Below are 19,037 nucleotides of genomic sequence, written 5' to 3' on the forward strand. Positions count from 1 at the left end.
GCCTCTCCGTCTCGTCGAGGAGGGGAATGGATCAGAAGTCCATCCCGCCCATGCCGCCGCCGCCCGGCATGGCCGGCGCGCCGGCCGGGGGCTTCGGCAGGTCGGCGATGAGCGCCTCGGTGGTCACGAGCAGGCCGGCCACGGAAGCCGCATCCTGGAGAGCCGTGCGCACCACCTTGGCCGGATCGACGATACCGGCCGCGATCATGTCCACGAACTCCTCGGTCTGGGCGTTGAAGCCGAAGGTCTGATCCTTCGAGTCCTGCACCTTGCCGACCACGATCGAGCCTTCCACGCCCGAATTCTCGGCGATCTGGCGGATCGGGGCCTCGAGCGCCTTGAGCACGATCTTGATGCCCGCGACGATATCGGGGTTGTCCGAAGTCACCTTCTCGACCGCCTTCTTGGCGCGCAGCAGGGCGATGCCGCCGCCGGGGACGATGCCCTCTTCCACCGCCGCGCGGGTGGCGTTGAGCGCGTCGTCGACGCGGTCCTTCTTCTCCTTGACCTCGACCTCGGTCGCGCCGCCGACGCGGATCACCGCGACGCCGCCGGCGAGCTTGGCCAGGCGCTCCTGCAGCTTCTCGCGGTCGTAGTCCGAGGTGGTCTCTTCGATCTGCGCCTTGATCTGCGCGACGCGGCCCTCGATGTCCTTCTTCTTGCCGGCGCCGTCGACGATCGTCGTCTTTTCCTTCTCGATGATCACCTTCTTGGCGCGGCCGAGCTGGGCGAGCGTGACGCTCTCCAGCTTGATGCCGAGCTCTTCGGAGATGACCTGGCCGCCGGTGAGGATGGCGATGTCCTCGAGCATGGCCTTGCGGCGATCACCGAAGCCCGGCGCCTTGACGGCCGCGACCTTGAGGCCGCCGCGCAGCTTGTTGACGACCAGCGTGGCAAGCGCCTCGCCCTCGACGTCCTCGGCGACGATCACCAGCGGCTTGCCGGACTGGACGACGGCTTCGAGCACGGGAAGGATGGGCTGCAGGCCGGAGAGCTTCTTGTCGAAGATCAGGAGGAACGCGTCCTCGACGTCGACGATCATCTTCTCGGCGTTGGTGATGAAGTAGGGCGAGAGGTAGCCACGGTCGAACTGCATGCCCTCGACGACATCGAGCTCGGTCTCGGCGGTCTTGGCCTCCTCGACGGTGATCACACCCTCATTGCCGACCTTCTGCATCGCGCCAGCGATCATCTGACCGATCGAGGCATCGCCATTGGCGGAGATGGTGCCGACCTGCGCGACTTCCTCGGTGTTCTTCACCTTCTTGGCGCGCTTCTGGATGTCCTTGATCGCCTCGGCGACGGCGAGGTCGATGCCGCGCTTCAGGTCCATCGGGTTCATGCCGGCGGCGACGGACTTGGCGCCTTCCTTGACGATGGCCTGGGCCAGGACGGTGGCGGTGGTGGTGCCGTCACCGGCCAGGTCATTGGTCTTCGAGGCCACTTCGCGCACGAGCTGCGCGCCGAGGTTCTCGAACTTGTCCTCGAGCTCGATCTCCTTGGCGACGGTGACGCCGTCCTTGGTGATGCGCGGGGCGCCGAAGCTCTTCTCGATCACGACGTTGCGGCCCTTGGGGCCGAGGGTCACCTTCACCGCATTGGCGAGGATGTCGACGCCGCGCAGCAGCTTCTCGCGCGCGTCAGCAGAAAATTTTACGTCCTTGGCGGCCATCTGGCTCACTCCTGACTGAAGGGTTTCGGGCGGCTACCGGCCTGTTCAGGCGACGATGCCCATGATGTCGGTCTCCTTCATGATGAGGAGATCCTGGCCATCGATCTTCACCTCGGTGCCCGACCACTTGCCGAACAGCACCTTGTCACCCGCCTTCACTTCGAGAGCGACCAGCTTGCCGGCCTCGTCGCGCGCGCCGGGACCGACCGCGAGAACCTCGCCCTGCGAGGGCTTTTCCTTGGCGGTGTCGGGAATGATGATGCCGCCGGCGGTCTTCTCTTCCGCGTCAAGCCGCTTGACCACGACGCGATCGTGCAGGGGGCGGAATTTCAGCTTGGCCATGTTGATCCTCGGGCTTCCTGTCGCGCCTGCGGCGCATCTCCGGCTCCACGCGTTAGCACTCCAAAAAGACGAGTGCCAGCGCCGGGCATCGAGATAGGCACGGCCCTTTTGCCTGTCAAGCACTCCGGCACCGGCACGGTAAACGCGCGAACGCCCGCCCCGCGCGAGGCGGGGCGGGCGTTGAAACGTCGATCGGCAGGGTGAGCTCGGAAGGCTCAGCTGGCCTTCTTGATGTTCTTCTCGACCGAAGCCTTGATCGGCTCGACCGTCTCGGTCGCGACCTTCTGGGCCAGCACCGACAGTTCCTTGGCCTGCGACGACAGCACGTCGAACTGCTTGCGCAGATGGCTGGTGGAGAGCTCGACGGCTTCCGCGACGCTCTTGGCGCCGAGGATGGCGGCGAAATAGTCGAACGTGGAATTCACGTTCGCCCGCAGCGACTCCAGAGCCACCGTATTATACTCGGCGACGCCCTTGCTGGCGGTTGCGTAGGTATCCTCGAGGAGGTCCGTGGTTTCCTCGGCGGAGGTCTTCAGCTTCTCATACGCCTCGCGCGCGTTCTGCACGCTCTTCTCGGCGATCTCGCGCACCGCGGCCGGCACCTCGATCTTGGCGAGTTCGACCTTCGGGAAGGCCGCAGCGACGGATTCGACGGAGGACGTGGCAGCCTTGACGGCTTTCTTCGGCGTGGTGGGAGCAACCTCGACCATGGGATTCACCTCGTGTTCGCGGCTTTTTGAACGAAAGAGGCCGACCACTGCCGCGGTGCCGCGGTCGGACCTGATGCTTGAAACGCGACCGGCAACCACCGATCCAACTGCGCCTCGTGTACCATCATTTGTGCACTGCAGCAATATATTGCGATGCACAATAACGCCGGAAGCGCGAATTTTTCGGCGAAATGTGGGAGGTTCCGGCGTGCAGACGCCTCAGGTGTTCAGCGCGCCCTTGGCGGCAGCAGCGCCGCTCTGCCCGAGCGACTTTGCCTGATCGGCAAGCCGTTTCGCCTGCTGCATGGCGAACTCGGACTGCAACTTGATCACCTCGTCGAGCGTGCTTGCCCGAGCGAGCGCGGCAGCCAGATCGAAGCTCGCGGCAATGTTCGCTTCAGCGAAGCCGACAGCCGAACGACCGAACTTGAGGGCGTTCTCGTGAACGTCATCCACCCGCACCTCCGCATCATCCACGGCCTTGTGAGCAGCTGCGATGAAACCTTCAAAGGCCTTGCGGGCCTGATCGAGGCTCTTTTCGGCAATGGAACGAAGTTCGGCGGGAACCTCGATGTCGGGTCGCTTGGCCATCTGCTGACTCCCGAACGGCGGTCGGCGGCAAAAGCAGGGCTACGTCGATCACGCTACATTTCGTATCCGTGCATTCTGATAACGTAGGTGATGACCGGGAAATTGCAATCGTAACCTTACGTATCAGCCCGAGCACAGCTTCTGCTCCGGGCCAAAAGAATCGTACCGCTGGTGGCGAGCGGTTAACCTGGCGTGATCCAGAATGCGAACCGCCGGCCGCCGGCAGTGCGATAGCGCTGTGGTCGGGCACACATTATCTTGACGCTTGAACCGGTATCAGGCCGGACAGGTTGATCACGCCGAAGCGGCCGCATGAACGAACGGAACGACAGACCAGCCCCCACGATGACCACGAGCATCGAAGCGGCCGCCAGCGACGAGCGCGCGGATGCCGTACGCGGTGCGTTCGTCGTCAGCGCCGCCGGTCTCGTCCTGGCCGTGGATATGGAGATGCTCGGCCCCCTCGGCCTCATGCCGGGGAGCCGGCTTCCCCCGGCGGTGTCGGCCGTGATCGGGCGCATCGCGGCGCGGCTGCGACCGGGTCGGGCCCCGCACCTCGAGCGCCTGTGGCTACCGGGCCACCTTGCACCTCTCACCGTCGCCTGCGCGGTGGTGCCGTGGCAGGGCGAGCGCGCCGTCCGGCTGGCGCCGCTCGACGCCCTGCCCCGCCAACGACGGGTCGCGGCCCCTCGTTCCCACGACCGTTCCGAGCCGAACGAGATAGCTGAACATGCCCCTCCCCCGGCCCCGCCGGCCGATACAGCCGGAGCGCCCGGCGGCGCAACGCCGACGCCGGCGCGTTTCGTGTGGCATGCAGCGTCGGACGGTAGCCTGACGCGGCTGGACCCGATCTTTGCCACCCTTCTCGACGCATCGGCCGACACGACCAATTGGTCGACGCTCGGTGCTATCGCCGCCCATGACGCTGTGCTTGCCGGGCGCAGCTTCTCGGGTCTGCCTGCCCGCGTTCCGGCTCGCGAAGCCGACGTCGTGCTCGAACTGGGAGGCGCGCCGATACGGGGAGCGGGCATGCGGGGCTTCGGGCTTATCCGTGCCATCCAGCCGACGGAACGGAGTGCCGCAGCGCCCCATGTCGAGGATGCAGATGCCGTCCCGGCGCCTGTAACGGAAGTAATGCCTTGGGCCGACGCTCCTGTCGGGGCATCCCCCGCCGATGAACCGGCCCATGCCGATCCGGCACCCGAGCCGCTGGCCTCGGGCAGCGCAGCGCGAGAGTCCATCGCCCCCGCCTCGGATACGGATACGGATGCGGATACGGTATCGAATGGCGCCGGTGCGGCGAAAGATGATGCCGGTAGCGTCGCCGTCGAGAATCCTTCCGTCGACCCAGGCTCGCCTCCCGCCCCTATAGGCTCATCCGATGCGGGCATCGTGACTCGCCCCGCGCCTGAACCGGAGACGCCCGACGCTCCTCCCGCGGAGCCGGCTGGGCGGCCTGCCCCATCCGCGACGCCGAAGCCGGTGCTGAGCCTCGTTCCGCCCGCCAATGTCGTGCCGCTCAGGAGCGGGGCGGATGCCGGCCAGCCGGATGTCGGCCAGGCGTCCTGGGCGCGGCTGACCGCCGGCGAACGGAATGCCTTTCGCGAAATCGCGCGGGCCCTCGGCGCGCGGCTCGAAGGTGACGATTCCGAAGCGGGCGAGCCCACTCCGTTCGCGCAGGTAAGTCCATTGTCGGCGGCGGCGTACGGCGACAGCGGCCCCGACGACATCGAAACCGACCGGAGCGCGGCAACGGGCACCGCGACGGACGAGCCCGCCCTCGTCCCGCCGCCGGTTGCGGGCGACGGTGTCGCGGGAGACGTCGAGGCGGCCGCGAGCGATGGCGCCATAGCGCCCTCCGGACCGACCGGGCCTCTCAATCCCGACGGCTTTCGCCGCGTGCTCGCCGATGGCGAACGGCCGATCCTCGATCGCATGCCGCTCGGCATTGCCGTCTGCCGCGGCGACGACGTGGTCTATGCCAACCGCGCTTTGCTTGAGTGGACCGGCTATGCCGATGCTGCCGCGCTGCAGGCGGCGGGGGGCATTTCCACGCTTTTCGGCGAGGGGCCGGGCGACGAGGACGGAGGCGACGCGACGCGCACCCTTTCCGTGCGCACCGCTTCGGACGAGTCCGTGCCGGTGGAGGCCCGCCTCATGTCGGCTCCCTGGGAAGGGGGCTCCTCCCTTCTCTACATACTGCGCCGGATCGGCAGCGGCGTGGACGAGCGTGTCCGCCTCGCCGAACTGGCGCTGCGTGAGGCGGAAGCCACCGCCCGCGAACTGCGCGCCATCCTCGACACGGCCACGGACGGAGTCGTCCTCATCGATGCCGAAGGCGTCATTCTCAGCATGAACCGGCCTGCGGAAGCCCTGTTCGGCTACGAGGCGGGTGAAGTGCAGGGCGAGTCGTTCACCCTCCTTTTCGCACCGGAGAGCCACCGCGCAGCGGTCGACTATCTCGATGGGCTCGCCGCGAACGGCGTCGCCAGCGTTTTGAACGACGGACGCGAGGTGATCGGCCGCGTGCGCGAGGGCGGCCTGATCCCGCTGTTCATGACGGTGGGCCGCATCGGCGACGGCTCGACCAAGTTCTGCGCCGTGCTCCGCGACATCACGCAATGGAAGCGTGCGGAAGAGGAACTGATCGAGGCCAAACGCATGGCCGAGCGGGCAAGTCTCGCGAAATCGGACTTCCTCGCCAAGATCAGCCATGAGATCCGCACGCCGCTGAATGCGGTCATCGGCTTCTCCGAAGTGATGATGGAAGAGCGCTTCGGTCCGATCGAGAACGAGCGTTACCGCGAGTATCTGCGCGACATCCACGCCTCCGGCGGACATCTGATCTCACTTATCAACGACCTGCTCGACCTCTCCAAGATCGAGGCCGGCAAGCTCGACCTCGCCTTTACGAGCGTCGCGCTCAACGAGGTGGTCGAGCAGTGCATGGCGATCATGCAGCCCCAGGCCAACCGCGAGCGGATCATCATCCGCTCGTCGCTGGCCGACAGCCTGCCGCCGGTCGTCGCCGATACGCGATCGATCCGTCAGATCGTGCTCAATCTGGTCTCCAACTCGATCAAGTTCACCCGCGCCGGAGGGCAGGTCATCCTGTCGACGGCGCTGACCGATGGCGGCGAGGTCGTGCTGCGCGTCCGCGACACCGGCATCGGCATGTCGGAAACCGACATCGCCACCGCCATGGAGCCATTCCGCCAGTTGGCCACCTCGGGTCGGGCCGGCTCAGGCGGCACCGGCCTGGGACTGCCCCTGACCAAGGCGCTCGCCGAAGCCAACCGCGCCAGCTTCAACATCCGCAGCGCGGTGGATTCCGGCACGCTGGTCGAGATCACCTTCCCCTCGACGCGGGTGCTGGCGGAGTAGGCGCGGCTACTGAGCCGGGATCGCCGGCTGACGCGGCGCGCGAGCCCCGGCGGGAACGGGGGCCGCGACAGATGCGGCATCGGGGTCGTGGGCGACGCCGAGCAGCGGGCGTGCGGCTCCCGAGCGCCGGATCAGCGCCTGCGGATCCGGCAGCAACAACGGGCTCTCCCAGGACCCCTGCACCACGAAGGGGAGGTCGAAACCGGCCGCCGGGGTGGCGCCGCTGGCGGAGGCGGGCCGAACGAGACTCGCCGTTCCGGCAAGGTCGAGATCGCGCTCGGCAATCGACACCAGGCCATTGACCTCGATGCGGACCGAGGGACTGTCCAGCGTGAGCAGATCGACCTTGGCAACGCCGCCCGTGACGACCGCCTGGGCATCGAGCGTATCGAAATCGGTGCGGCCGCCGCGAATGGCAGCGCTACCCGACAGGGGCCGCCGCTCCAGCCGACTGAGTATGCGCGGGACATCCACGCCGAGGACCGCCCCCTTCTCGGCAGTCACGCTCACCGACCCTCCCAGATGCGACATGATGTCGGCCACGCTGCCGCCGGCACCGCCCAGAGCGATCTCGAACGCGCCGGTTCCATCGAGGCGGGTCAGCCGGAACAGGTCGCCCAGGGCCGGACCGAGCGCCACGTCCGTGCCGGCAAGCTGGACGCGGACATCGGCGCCTCCCGTTCCAGCCATCGGCGCCAGGGTGGCCGAGGCCTGAAAGCTGCCTCCCCACGCCTCGGCGTCGCCGACCGCCAAGGTGAGCTTGCCGGCCTTGAGCACAGCGCTTGCGGCCATGTGCTGGACGCTCGTGTCCCCGACCCGCGCCTTCGCCGCCGAGAACCGCAGATCAGCATCCAGCGTCGCGAGCGGGGCGAGATCGATCGGCTGGCGGCTCCAGACATTCCCGCTCGGCTCCGACAGAGCCAGCTTGCCGTAGGGGGATAGATCGATCGCATCCGACGCGAACGTGCCCTGCAGCAGCACGCGCCCACGGTCGATCTTCACCGTAAGCCCGCCTTCGCTGCGATTGCCATCGATATCGGCCCGCATCTCGCTCAACGCCGCGCCGTCCGAAGACGCCTCGACTTTCGATCGCAACGCGAACACGCCGAAACCGTCTTTGGTCGGTGCCGTATACCCGATCCAGTCGAGCGAACGCCGCAGGCTCGGCGTGCTCACGCGAAGATTGCCATTGGCAGCAGGATCTCTGCCAAGCGCGGCCTCGCCCTGAAAGGCGAAATCGACCGGCTCGCCGACGAGCGTCAGCAGAACGTCGCTTCGCTCGCCCCGCCCCAGCGCAGCCATGTTGTCGATATCCAGGGCGAAATCCAGCGGTGCACCAAGCCAGACGAAGCTCCCGTTCGCCGCGAAGTCCCGACCGGCGCGCCAGTCGATCGACCCGTTGATTTTCCCGACCTGTACCGCGAGCGAATCGCGGCCGGTTGCGAGAATGCTGCCGTCGATCACCCGGAAGCGGGCTCGTCCGCTGCCGTTCAGCATCAGATCAGGCAAGGCCGGCAGGGTCGGCTGGACCTCGGAGAGCACGAGATGCGGACGAACGAGATCGATCCGTCCGGCGACCAGTCTGCCGGCCAGGAGCGGCAGCAGGTCCAGAGTGACATGTACGCGAGGAATGGTGAGGCGGGCCGACGGACCCGCTTCGATCGACACGTCCGAAAGGCTCGCCGACGGCCAGGGCAGGAGACCCAGTGTCACGTCCCCGCCCAGCCTCGGCTCGATGCCGGTCTCTGCCCGCAATGCCGCGATCGCGTCAACGCGCAGTCTCTCGGACGGCAGCAGGCCCGGCACTGCAATTGCCGCAATCAGGGTCAGCCCGAGGCCGAGAGCAGTGATCGCAATGTAACGTTTCATTCCGTGCCGTTGATCAACCCAGCATCCCTTGGCGGGGCCGACGCTGCGCACCCGATCGGCGCTGCCCACAAAACTCCCACCAAACCGGCCCGTAAGCGGCCGGGACGCGAACATCTGTCTCGTCTGTGTCTGTTTGATGGCCTGACAGCATCCGATACCGGCGCTATGAATCGCGGCGCAGCGGGCCGTTCGGTCCAGTATGCGATCGGGTACAATGGAGCACGGCACGAAATGGTTCGGTTGGAGGAAAAGCCGCTCTGGACGCCATCCCCTGAACGGCTGGCGGCTGCCAACATCACCGCATTCATCGCATGGGTGAACCAGCGGCATGGCCTTTCGATCCACAATTATCCGCAGCTCCATTCATGGTCCATCGAGCAGTCCGAAACCTTTTGGCGGGAGATCTGGCAGCTCGGGGACGTCATGGGCGATGCCGGCGCGGTCGCGCTCGCCGATGGCGACCAGATGCCCGGCGCCCGATTCTTTCCAGAGGCGAGCCTGAACTACGCTGAAAATCTGCTACGGCCGCGCAATCCGCAGGCCACCGCGATCATCTTCCGCGGCGAGGACAAGGCGGAGAGCCGGCTGACCTATGGCGAGCTGTGCGATCTGGTCTCGCGGCTGCAGCAGGCGCTGCGCGCGCTCGGTGTCGGGGTCGGCGACCGCGTCGCGGCGACGATGCCGAACATGCCGGAAACGGTCGCGATCATGCTGGCTGCCACCTCGATCGGCGCCGTTTTCTCGTCCTGCTCGCCCGATTTCGGCGAGCGCGGCATTCTCGATCGCTTCGGCCAGATCGAACCGAAAGTGTATTTTGCCTGCGATGGCTATTTCTACGCCGGCAAACGCTTGTCGATCGGTGAGAAACTGCAAACGGTGGTGCCGCATCTGACGAGCGTCCGGCAGACCGTGGTGGTGCCCTACATCGGCGAGGCGGAAGCAGTGGCCGCGCGGCTGCCCAACGGTATCGATCTCGCCGCCCTCCTTGCGCCCTTCAAGCCGGCTCCCCTCAGCTTCGAGCGCCTGCCCTTCAATCACCCGGCCTTCATCCTGTTCTCGTCGGGAACCACGGGCGTTCCCAAGTGCATCGTTCATGGGGCCGGCGGCACCCTGCTCCAGCACATCAAGGAGCACAGGCTGCATTCCGATCTGTCGCCCGGCGACCGCCTCTTCTACTTCACCACCTGCGGCTGGATGATGTGGAACTGGCTGGTCTCGGGGCTTGCGAGCGACCTCACCCTGTGCCTGTTCGATGGATCGCCCTTCTCTCCCGGTCCTCAGGTGTTGTTCGATTACGCGCAGGAAGAGCGCTTCGCGCTGTTCGGCACCTCGGCGAAATACATTGATTCGCTGCGGAAAGAGGGGATCCGGCCGCGCGACACGCACGACCTCTCAGCGCTCAAGGCGGTTGCCTCGACCGGCTCGCCGCTGGCGCCGGAGAGCTTCGCCTATGTCTATGACGCCATCAAAGAGGATCTGCACCTCGCCTCGATTTCGGGTGGAACCGACATCGTGTCGTGCTTCGTGCTCGGCAATCCCACGGCGCCCGTGTGGCGCGGCGAAATACAGTGCGCGGGCCTCGGCATGGCTGTCGACGTCTGGTCGGATGATGGGGCGCCGGTGCGGGGCGAACGCGGCGAACTGGTCTGTACGCGCCCGTTCCCCTGCATGCCGGTAATGTTCTGGAACGATCCCGAGGGCACGAAGTACCGCGCCGCCTATTTCGATCGTTTTCCCAATGTGTGGTGCCACGGCGATTTCGCCGAATGGACCCTTCACGGCGGGCTGGTGATCCATGGCCGCTCGGATGCGACACTCAACCCGCAGGGCGTCCGCATCGGGACGGCGGAAATCTACGCCCAAGCCGAGCAGGTGCCCGAGATCATCGAATCCATCGCGATCGGCCAGGAATGGGACAATGACGTGCGCGTCATCCTGTTCGTACGCCTCAAGGAGGGCGCCAAGCTGGATGCCGAACTGGAGAAGCGGATCCGCATGCAGATCCGCGTCGGCGCAAGCCCGCGGCATGTGCCGGCCAAGATCGTGCAGGTGAGCGACATCCCACGCACGCGCTCGGGCAAGATCACCGAACTGGCCGTTCGCGAGGTGGTGCACGGGCGGCCCGTCAAGAATACCGAGGCCCTGGCGAATCCGGAGGCACTCGACTTCTATCGCGACCTGCCGGAACTCGCGGTCTGACCGGCCGGCGCGCGGCTGTAGCGCGCCAGCAGGATCACCGGCGCGAGGCCGGCGAACACGATGAGGAGGGCGGCGATGGCGCCGTCCTCATAGGTTCCGCGCGCGGCCTCGCCATAGACATGGCTCGCCAGCGTCTCGAAGTTGAGCGGGCGGAGCATCAACGTCGCCGGCAGTTCCTTCATGCAATCGACGAACACCAGCAGCGCTGCCGCGCCCAACGCGGGTCGCAGCAGCGGCAGGTGAATGCGGCGCACGACGCCCGGCGCCGTTTCGCCGAGGCTGCGCGCAGCCATGTCGAGCGTCTCGCCGATGCGCCCGTACCCCGCCTCGAGCCCGTTCGCGGGGATGGCGAGGAAGCGAATGGCATAGGCGAGGACGAGGGCGGCACCCGATCCCGACAGGAGCAGCCCCGTCGCCTGTCCGAAGAGGTGCTGCGCTGCGGCGGAGACCGCATTGTCGAAGGCGGCCAGCGGCACCAGCAGCCCGACCGCCAACACCGCGCCCGGCAGCGCATAACCCAGAGCCGCAATACGCAGTGTCAGGACCGAGCGAACCGAGCGGCTGCGGACCGCAATGGCGATGACGAGGCCCAGAGCCACCGAAGTCACCGTGCCGAGAAAGGCGAAGACAATCGTGTTCGTGGTCTCCGACACAATGGCCGACGACACGCTGGAATAGCTCCAGCGCTTTACCGCCATGAACAGCAGATGGCCGGCCGGCAGGAGGAAGCCGAGCGTGACCGGTAGCAGACAGGCGAGGAAGGCCCAGGCCGCCCGGCCGCGCCGGAGTTCCATACCGACCAGCGGACGGGCACGCGCCCCCACATTGGCCACCTTCAGCGTACGCCGGCCCCATCGCTCGACCGCCAGAAGAGCGAGGACGAGTAGCAGCATGAACAGGGCGATCTGGGCGGCGCCGGGGAGGCTCGAACGGTTCAGCCAGGTCGAATAGATCGATAGCGTAAGCGTTTGCACCCCGAGGAACTCGGAGGCGCCGATATCGTTCACCGCCTCCATAAGCGCCAGGGACACCCCCACGGCGATCGCCGGTCGCGCCAGCGGCAAGGCGATCCGCCGGAAGGTCTCGAAAGCGCCGGCGCCGAGCGTGCGCCCCGCATCGAGCGTCGCGGCCGCCTGCATGGTGAAGGTCGCGCGCGCGGCCAGATAGACATAGGGGTAGAGCACGAGGCCGAGCAGGACGATGCAGCCCCAGAGGGAGCGCACGTCGGGCAGCGGAAGACCTCGGGGATCGGAAATCCCGAGCAGGCCGCGCAGCGCCGTCGGAATGGGACCGAGGGGATGCACGGCGTCGAGATAGACGAAGGCCTGAATATAGGTGGGTATTGCCAACGGCAGCAGCAGAGCCCATTCGAACACGTCGCGGCCCGGAAAGCGGCAGGTCGCGACCAGCCATGCCGTGCCGGTACCGATCACCGTCGTGATGATGCCGACGCCGAGCACCAGCAGTGCCGTGTTGCCCAGCGCGTGCGGCAGGACATTGGCGATGAGATGAGGCCAGAGATCATCCGACCCTTGCGCCGCGATCCAGCCAAGTGCAACGAGCGGCGCCAGAACGAGTGCCGCGATCAGCCATGCGGCCACGCTCAAGGCGCGCACCTGCGCGAACGAGGCACGCGCCACCCGATGTGACTGAAGATGCGTCTCGACCACCCGGCTATCCGGTCCGCCTGCCACGATAAAACGACCCGGCGCAGCAGGTATGGCGCTGCACCGGGCCGGTAGCTGTTTGCTTGCTTGCCGGAGATCAGTTGTCGAAGCCGACGCGATCGACCAGATCGGCCGCCGTCTTGCGGGCCTTGGCGACCGCCACCAAGTCGATATCGTCCACCTTCAGCGGGCCAAGGGCGGCGATGATCGGATCGACCGGAGCGCCGGGAACCACGGGATATTCAAAGTTGCCCTTGGCGTAGAGATCCTGGGCCTCCTTCGAGACGAGATACTCCAGCAGCTTGACGGCATTCCCCTTGTTGGGGGCGTTCTTCGCCACGACCGCGCCGGAGAGGTTCACATGCGTGCCTCCGTTCTCGAAGGTCGGGAGGATGACGTTGATGCCTTCGCCCCAGGTCCTCTGGTCGGGCCCGCCGGCGCCCGAGCGCATCAGGCCGACATAATAGGAGTTGCCGACTCCGATGTCGCAGATGCCGGCGAGGATGTCGCGGGCGTTCTCACGATCACCACCGGCCGGCTTGCGGGCAAGGTTGGCCTTCACGCCCTTCAGCCACTCCTCGGCCTTCGCCTCGCCGTGGTGGACGATATAGGCCGCAATCAGCGCCACATTGTAGGGGTGCTTGCCCGAACGGATGCAGAGCTTGCCCTTCCACCTGGGATCGGCGAGCCCCTCATAGGTGAGGGCCGCATCCTTCACGTTCTGCTTGGAGGCGTAGGCGACGCGCGCCCGCAGCGACAGTGCGAACCATTCGTCGTTCTTGCCGCGCAGATTGGCGGGGATGGCCTTGGCCAGGACTTCGGACTGCACCGGCTGCGCCAGGCCGGCATCGACGACATCGAGGAGATTGCCGATATCGACCGTCATGAGGACGTCGGCCGGCGAGGCCGCGCCTTCCGTCTTCACGCGCTCGACAAGGCCCTTCTCGACGAAGACGCTGTTGACCTTGATTCCGGTCGACTTGGTGAATGCCTCGAACAGCGGCTTGGCCAACGCCGGCTCGCGGGTCGTGTAAATATTGACGACCTCCTCGGCCGACGCCGGCGGGAGGGTGGCAGCGAGCGCCGATGCGGCGATCAGTCCGCCCAGCAGAATGCGGCGAGACGGGCGCCACGCCAAGTTGTGAAGCATATGAGCCCCCTTGCTTGCGGCGCCAGGCGCCGTTGATCCCGTGGCACGGCAAACCGCCGGCCTTCGGAGGCATGGGCTAATACGCAGCTTCCCGTAGGTCAATAAAAATACGTGAGAGATCAATAACTTATAAATATTCTAACTTTGAACTGAGGCGTTTCCGTTCATCTGGATACATCGTCAAGGCAAACCGGGCGGCACTGAATGCCGCCCGGCCCTGGTCCAGACGTGCACGTCCTCCGCTCAGTCGCCCAACTCTCCGATATGGTGCTGCGCGTAAAGCTGGAGGCCGAGCTTGCTGATGAGGTCGAGCTGGGTTTCGAGGAAGTCGATGTGCCCCTCCTCATCCGCCATCAGTTCCTCGAACAGATCGCGGCTCGGATAGTCCTTCACGGTGCTGCAGTAATGCGCCGCTTCCTGGTAAAGCGCCCGAGCTTCCGTCTCGGCCGCGAGGTCGCTTTCGATGATCTCCTTCACATCCTGGCCGATGCGCAGGGGATCGAGCACCTGAAGGTTGGGAAAGCCGTCAAGGAAAAGAATACGATCGATGAACTTGTCGGCGTGGTGCATCTCCTCGATGGATTCCGCACGCCATTTTTTTGCGAGATCCTTGTAACCCCAATTGTCCAGCATGCGGTAATGCAGCCAGTATTGGTTGATCGCCGTCAGTTCGGATCGAACGCCGCGATTGAGGTAGTCGATGACCTTCGGATCACCCTTCATAGCCGAGCCTTTCCTCACATAGGGGCCGGCCCTTGATTAGAACAATTCTAATGCTGTGGCAAGATATGCCGCATTTCGCGACCGTCGGGATGCACCCTGAGGCGGGTAGCGCAAATCTCTATTCGGCAGCAACGGACAGGGCGGCCGCCGGGCACTCCAGCGGACAACGTCCGCACGCCGCGCCCAGCGCCTCATCGATGATGCCGCGTATCGTACGCGCGCAACGGCCGCACTGCGGGCTGCAGCCCAGACAGCGATACACCTGTCCAGCGGTACGCACCGGCGCGGTCGCGTCCGTTACCGCGTCGCGAACCTGACGATCCGAAAGAACATTGCACGAGCAAACAATCATCGCGCGCCACGCTTCAAGCTGGCATGGTTTAGAATAATTCCAAACTTCTGCCTTCTCTTACTTTCTCGCGCTATTGCTGATGAACGTCAATCGGGAAAACACGGCGACCGCACGTCGAACTGTCGAATTTATTCGAGGCGTCGATCCAGCTTTTATTTATTCTAGAGTAGTTCAGCTGGAGACCCACGGTAACTTGCCACGCGCGTGGGGGATGGTCACGCACTCGAACTGGCGGTCGAGGAGCTCACGGGATCGGCGGCGAGGCGCGCGAAGAGAAGATGATCCTGCCAGATGCCGTTGATGCAGAGATATTCGCGCCCGTATCCCTCGCGAATGAAGCCGGTGCGTTCCAACAGCCGGATGGACGGCGTGTTGCTCGGCAGGCAGGCCGCCTCGATGCGCCGCAATCCCAGACTGCGATGGGCAAAGGGCAGGAGCGCCGTCACGGCCGCGGTCATATACCCCTTGCCGGCATGGGGTTGTCCCATCCAATAGCCGAGACTGGCCGTCTGCGCGACACCGCGCCGGATGTTGGATAGCGTCAGGCCGCCGAGAAGCGCGCGATCGGCCGTACGGAAGACAAGGAACGGATACGCCTGATCCTCGCGAACATCCCGCACATATCGACGCAAACGGCGGCGGAAGGCGCCGCGCGTCAGGTCGTAAGGGGGCCAGAGCGGCTCCCAAGGCGTGAGGAAGGCGCGGCTCTCCTCGCGCAGCCGGGCCCAGGCGGTGAAGTCGCCCATCTGCGGGGCGCGCAAAACAATGCCGTCGCCCTCGACGAACGGCGCCGGTTCAGACCAGGAAACGCTGCGGAAAAGAGCCATGCGACAAATGCAGCGGCATACCGTTCCTAAGCCGCCTTTCGCTCCAGACGTTCGGCGATACGCGCCGCCGTTTCAAGAGCCTTGCCCGGCCCCAGCCCGGCAAATGTGGGCCTTCCCCCGGCCAGAAGCGCCCGGCCCGCCTCCCGCGCCGCATCGAGGGTGACGGCGTCCATCTTCGCAGCGATCTCATCGAGCGGGATCGGCCGGCCGAAAGCGAGCATCTGGCGCGCGAGCTGATCGGCGCGAGCGCCGGAACTCTCGAGCACGGTCAGCAAGCCCACCTTTGCCTGAGCCTTGGCGCGGGCGACCTCGGCCTCGGTCAGCGTCTCTATCGTCTCGCCGATCTGGTCGACAACGACATCGAGGAGTTCCCGCACGTCGGTCGCATCGGTGCCGGCGTAGACCCCGAACAATCCGGTATCAGAGTAGCCCCAATGGAAAGAGTAGATCGCGTAGCACAGGCCGCGCGCCTCCCGCACTTCCTGGAAGAGGCGCGACGACATGCCCCCGCCCAGAACATTGGTGAACACCTGCAGAGCATGGATCCGCGGATCGCGGTACGACACGCCCTCCAGCCCCAGAAGCAGGTGCGCCTGTTCGAGATCACGCCCTCCGCCGAGGTGCACCCCGCCCTCGTAGCGTGACGCCGCCGCATCCGGCTTTGCCGCCCCGGGGAAAGCTGCAAGCCGTTTGCCCGCCTCCGCCACGACCTGATCGTGATCCACCGCGCCCGCGGCCGACACGACCGACCGCGGCCCGCAGTAGTTCCGTCCGAGATAGGTCCGCAGGCGCTGCGCGTCGAACGAGCGCACCGTCTCCGGCGTGCCCAGGATCGAGCGGCCGATGGACTGACCCGGAAAGGCGCGCTCCTGAAACAGGTCGAACACCAGATCATCAGGCGTATCGAGCGCGGCGCCGATCTCCTGGACGATCACGTTGTGCTCCCGGGCGAGCTCGTCCGGATCGAAGGCCGGCTCGGTCAGGATGTCCGAGATCACGTCGAGCGCCAGAGGCACGTCATCCGCCAGCACGCGCGCATTGTAGGATGTGTGTTCGACGCTGGTGGCGGCATTGAGATCGCCGCCCACCGCCTCGATCTCCTCGGCGATGGCCCGCGCGGTACGCCGCCGCGTGCCCTTGAACGCCATATGCTCCAGAAGATGCGAAATACCGTGCTCGTCCGCCGCCTCGTCCCGCGAGCCGGCTCCGACCCAGACCCCCAGGGAAGCCGTAGCAAGGTGTGGCAGCGCCTCCGTGACAACGGTCACGCCGTTGGGCAGAACACTGACGCGGGGTCCTGACTCCGGACTACTCATGCCCCGCCCTCCGAGGCGATACGCGCGTGCGCGCTCACATAGGCCTGAACTGCCTTGAGGTCGTTGGGAAGCGTCTGCGTCCGTTCGGGGCGCTCCAGCAGATCGGCCAGATGCGGCGGCAGCGCCGGACGCTCGCCGCAGGCGCGCTCGACGGCGTCCGGAAACTTAGCGGCATGGGCCGTGGCGAGAACAATCTGCGGGACGTGCGGATCATGCCGAACGCGCTCGGCGACGGAGACCGCGACCGCCGTATGCGGATCGATGAGATAGCCCGCTTCGCGGCGGATGCGGGCGATGGTTTCAAGGGTCTGCACCTCGTCGGTACGCCCGGCGTCGAACTCGGCGCGGATAGCATCAATCGCCCGGTTCGACGGCGAGAAGGCCCCGGACTGGGCGAGCGAGGCCATCAGCCCGCGCAAGGCGCCGGCGTCACGATCCAGCGCCTCGAAGAGCAGCCGTTCGAAATTGGACGACACCTCGATGTCCATCGACGGCGAGGAGGAAGCGACCACGCCCATCGCCTCATAGCGTCCGGAGTTCAGGGTACGCGCAAGGATATCGTTGACGTTGGTCGCAATGACCAGCCGGTCGACGGGCAGGCCCATGCGCTTGGCCACATAGCCGGCCAGCACATCGCCAAAATTCCCCGTGGGGACCACAAAGGAAACGGGACGGTGAGGGCTGCCGAGCGCCACGCCGGCCACGAAATAATAGACCACCTGCGCGACGATACGGGCCCAGTTGATCGAATTGACGCCGGCCAGCGCCATCCTGTCACGGAAGGCGTGGTCGTTGAACATCGCCTTCACCATCGCCTGGCAATCGTCGAAGGTACCCTCGACAGCGATGGCATGGACGTTCGGGCTCGCCACCGTCGTCATCTGGCGGCGCTGGACTTCCGAAACACGGCCGGCCGGGTAGAGGATGAACACATCCGTGCGCGGACTGTCGCGGAATGCTTCGATTGCGGCGCTGCCAGTGTCACCCGACGTCGCCCCGACGATGGTCGCGCGCTGGCCGCGGCGGGCCAGCACGTGATCCATCATCCGGCCGAGCAACTGCATCGCCACATCCTTGAAGGCGAGCGTCGGCCCGTGGAACAACTCAAGGACAAACCGGTTGGGCGCGATCTGGACCAATGGCGTTACGGCGGGATGCCGAAAACCGGCGTAAGCGGCCTCGAGCATAGGCCGGAGCTCAGTGGGTGCGAACACGTCATCCACGAAGGGCGCGATCACCCGCCCGGCGGTCGCGGCATAGGACTGGCCGGACAGACGGCTGATTTCGTCGGGCCTCAGGGCCGGGAACAGATCCGGGACATAAAGACCGCCGTCGCGGGCGAGGCCGGCCAGCAGTGCATCGGAAAAGGCGAGGACCGGCGCCTCGCCGCGGGTCGAAACGTAGCGCAACGGCGCCTCCGTAAATGAGCCGGCAACCTAGAGCAGGTTGATGCCGAGTTGAAGGCGAATTCGCTCAGTCTTCGTCACCGAGTTGCCGGCTTCCGACGGCGAGACCAGCCATAGGCGGCGTAGACGCCGAGGAGAGTGGCGGCGAGACCGTACCAGGTCAGCGCATATTCGAGATGGCGGTTCGGGAAGGTGATGCGCGTGCGCCCGCCGATCGGCAGCCCCCCGGGATTCGGCGTCGCGTCGGCATCGATCATGAAGGGGGCGACGCGGGCGATGCCGCGGGCCGACGCAATCGCCATGGGATCGCGGACATACCACCCTTCCGAGGCCGGATCGTTGTCCGGCGTGAACAGGGTCGGCTGCTCCGGCATCCGCAACAGGCCGGTGACCGTCACTGCTCCGTCCACCTGGCCTTCCGCTCGCGTCGCCGGCGCGCGCCGGTCGCGAGGAACGAAACCACGGTTGACGAGAATGGCGGAGCCATCCGCCGCGACAAGAGGCGTGAGAATCCAGTAACCGGGGCCACCCACAGCACCAGTGTCGGTATCGAGCAGCGCGTAGACCTGCACTTCGAGATCGTGCCGGAAGCGACCGGCGGCCGTCACATGGCGATACTCGTCGCGGTCATAACTGACGCTTTCCCAGTCGCCCTCGGCGGGAGCAGGCTCTGCCGGCTCGGCAACCCGTTCCTCGACCCGGGCGATAAGATCGTTCTTCCAGTTCAGGCGCTCGAGTTGCCAGGTTCCCAGACCGAGCAGAATCACCAATGCCACCAGCATGGCGATCGTCGGCACCAGCATCCCCGGCGACGGAGCGGAACGTTCAG

At 66.0% G+C, this 19,037-nt stretch carries 15 protein-coding genes; 2 read left to right on the forward strand and 13 right to left on the reverse strand.

Annotation, left to right across the window (positions count from 1 at the left end):
* Positions 1-31 precede the first annotated feature (31 nt).
* The 4 genes from groL to ACEUEL_RS13695 all read right to left on the reverse strand — a co-directional run bounded on the left by groL (position 32) and on the right by ACEUEL_RS13695 (position 3,315).
* Positions 32-1,672: a chaperonin GroEL gene (gene groL, locus ACEUEL_RS13680; RefSeq protein ID WP_405706145.1), complete on the reverse strand. Its 1,641-nt coding sequence runs from the start codon at positions 1,670-1,672 to the stop codon at positions 32-34.
* A 45-nt stretch (positions 1,673-1,717) separates the two neighbouring features.
* On the reverse strand, positions 1,718-2,014 hold the full coding sequence (groES, locus tag ACEUEL_RS13685; RefSeq protein ID WP_405706148.1) for a co-chaperone GroES: 297 nt from the start codon (positions 2,012-2,014) through the stop codon (positions 1,718-1,720).
* 215 nt (positions 2,015-2,229) lie between these two features.
* Positions 2,230-2,724, reverse strand: a complete 495-nt coding sequence (locus tag ACEUEL_RS13690) for a phasin (protein WP_405706151.1) — start codon at positions 2,722-2,724, stop codon at positions 2,230-2,232.
* Positions 2,725-2,943: 219 nt separating this feature from the next.
* Positions 2,944-3,315, reverse strand: coding sequence for a phasin family protein (locus tag ACEUEL_RS13695; RefSeq protein ID WP_405706154.1), 372 nt, complete (start codon positions 3,313-3,315; stop codon positions 2,944-2,946).
* 1,482 nt (positions 3,316-4,797) lie between these two features.
* Between ACEUEL_RS13695 and ACEUEL_RS13700 the strand changes: the two genes are divergently transcribed.
* The gene (locus tag ACEUEL_RS13700) at positions 4,798-6,699 is read left to right on the forward strand and encodes an ATP-binding protein (protein WP_405706156.1); all 1,902 of its coding nucleotides are present in this window, start codon (positions 4,798-4,800) and stop codon (positions 6,697-6,699) included.
* 6 nt (positions 6,700-6,705) lie between these two features.
* Here ACEUEL_RS13700 and ACEUEL_RS13705 read toward each other — a convergent pair whose 3' ends face one another.
* Positions 6,706-8,568 (reverse strand): AsmA family protein, encoded by a 1,863-nt coding sequence (locus ACEUEL_RS13705; RefSeq protein ID WP_405706159.1) that lies wholly within the window; start codon positions 8,566-8,568, stop codon positions 6,706-6,708.
* Positions 8,569-8,799: 231 nt separating this feature from the next.
* On the opposite strand from ACEUEL_RS13705, the gene ACEUEL_RS13710 reads away from it, so the two are divergent.
* On the forward strand, positions 8,800-10,767 hold the full coding sequence (locus ACEUEL_RS13710) for an acetoacetate--CoA ligase (RefSeq protein WP_405706779.1): 1,968 nt from the start codon (positions 8,800-8,802) through the stop codon (positions 10,765-10,767).
* On the opposite strand, the gene ACEUEL_RS13715 is transcribed toward ACEUEL_RS13710, so the two are convergent.
* From ACEUEL_RS13715 to ACEUEL_RS13750, 8 genes are all read right to left on the reverse strand, one after another.
* Positions 10,737-12,437, reverse strand: coding sequence for an ABC transporter permease (locus ACEUEL_RS13715; RefSeq protein ID WP_405706161.1), 1,701 nt, complete (start codon positions 12,435-12,437; stop codon positions 10,737-10,739). The genes ACEUEL_RS13710 and ACEUEL_RS13715 overlap by 31 nt on opposite strands.
* A 94-nt stretch (positions 12,438-12,531) precedes the next feature.
* Positions 12,532-13,584, reverse strand: a complete 1,053-nt coding sequence (locus ACEUEL_RS13720) for a Fe(3+) ABC transporter substrate-binding protein (protein WP_405706163.1) — start codon at positions 13,582-13,584, stop codon at positions 12,532-12,534.
* A gap of 243 nt (positions 13,585-13,827) precedes the next feature.
* On the reverse strand, positions 13,828-14,307 hold the full coding sequence (bfr, locus tag ACEUEL_RS13725; protein WP_405706166.1) for a bacterioferritin: 480 nt from the start codon (positions 14,305-14,307) through the stop codon (positions 13,828-13,830).
* 118 nt (positions 14,308-14,425) lie between these two features.
* Positions 14,426-14,659 (reverse strand): (2Fe-2S)-binding protein, encoded by a 234-nt coding sequence (locus tag ACEUEL_RS13730; RefSeq protein ID WP_405706169.1) that lies wholly within the window; start codon positions 14,657-14,659, stop codon positions 14,426-14,428.
* 215 nt (positions 14,660-14,874) lie between these two features.
* The gene (locus tag ACEUEL_RS13735; protein WP_405706172.1) at positions 14,875-15,486 is read right to left on the reverse strand and encodes a GNAT family N-acetyltransferase; all 612 of its coding nucleotides are present in this window, start codon (positions 15,484-15,486) and stop codon (positions 14,875-14,877) included.
* Positions 15,487-15,512: 26 nt separating this feature from the next.
* On the reverse strand, positions 15,513-16,802 hold the full coding sequence (locus ACEUEL_RS13740) for a M16 family metallopeptidase (RefSeq protein WP_405706174.1): 1,290 nt from the start codon (positions 16,800-16,802) through the stop codon (positions 15,513-15,515).
* Positions 16,799-18,211, reverse strand: a complete 1,413-nt coding sequence (gene thrC / locus ACEUEL_RS13745; protein ID WP_405706177.1) for a threonine synthase — start codon at positions 18,209-18,211, stop codon at positions 16,799-16,801. Before thrC ends, ACEUEL_RS13740 begins: the two co-directional genes overlap by 4 nt.
* Positions 18,212-18,285: 74 nt before the next feature.
* Complete coding sequence (locus ACEUEL_RS13750) at positions 18,286-19,011, reverse strand: SURF1 family protein (RefSeq protein WP_405706180.1); 726 nt, start codon at positions 19,009-19,011, stop codon at positions 18,286-18,288.
* Between the last annotated feature and the right edge of the window lie 26 nt (positions 19,012-19,037).

Source organism: Ancylobacter terrae (genome assembly GCF_045108345.1).
Taxonomy (GTDB): domain Bacteria; phylum Pseudomonadota; class Alphaproteobacteria; order Rhizobiales; family Xanthobacteraceae; genus Ancylobacter.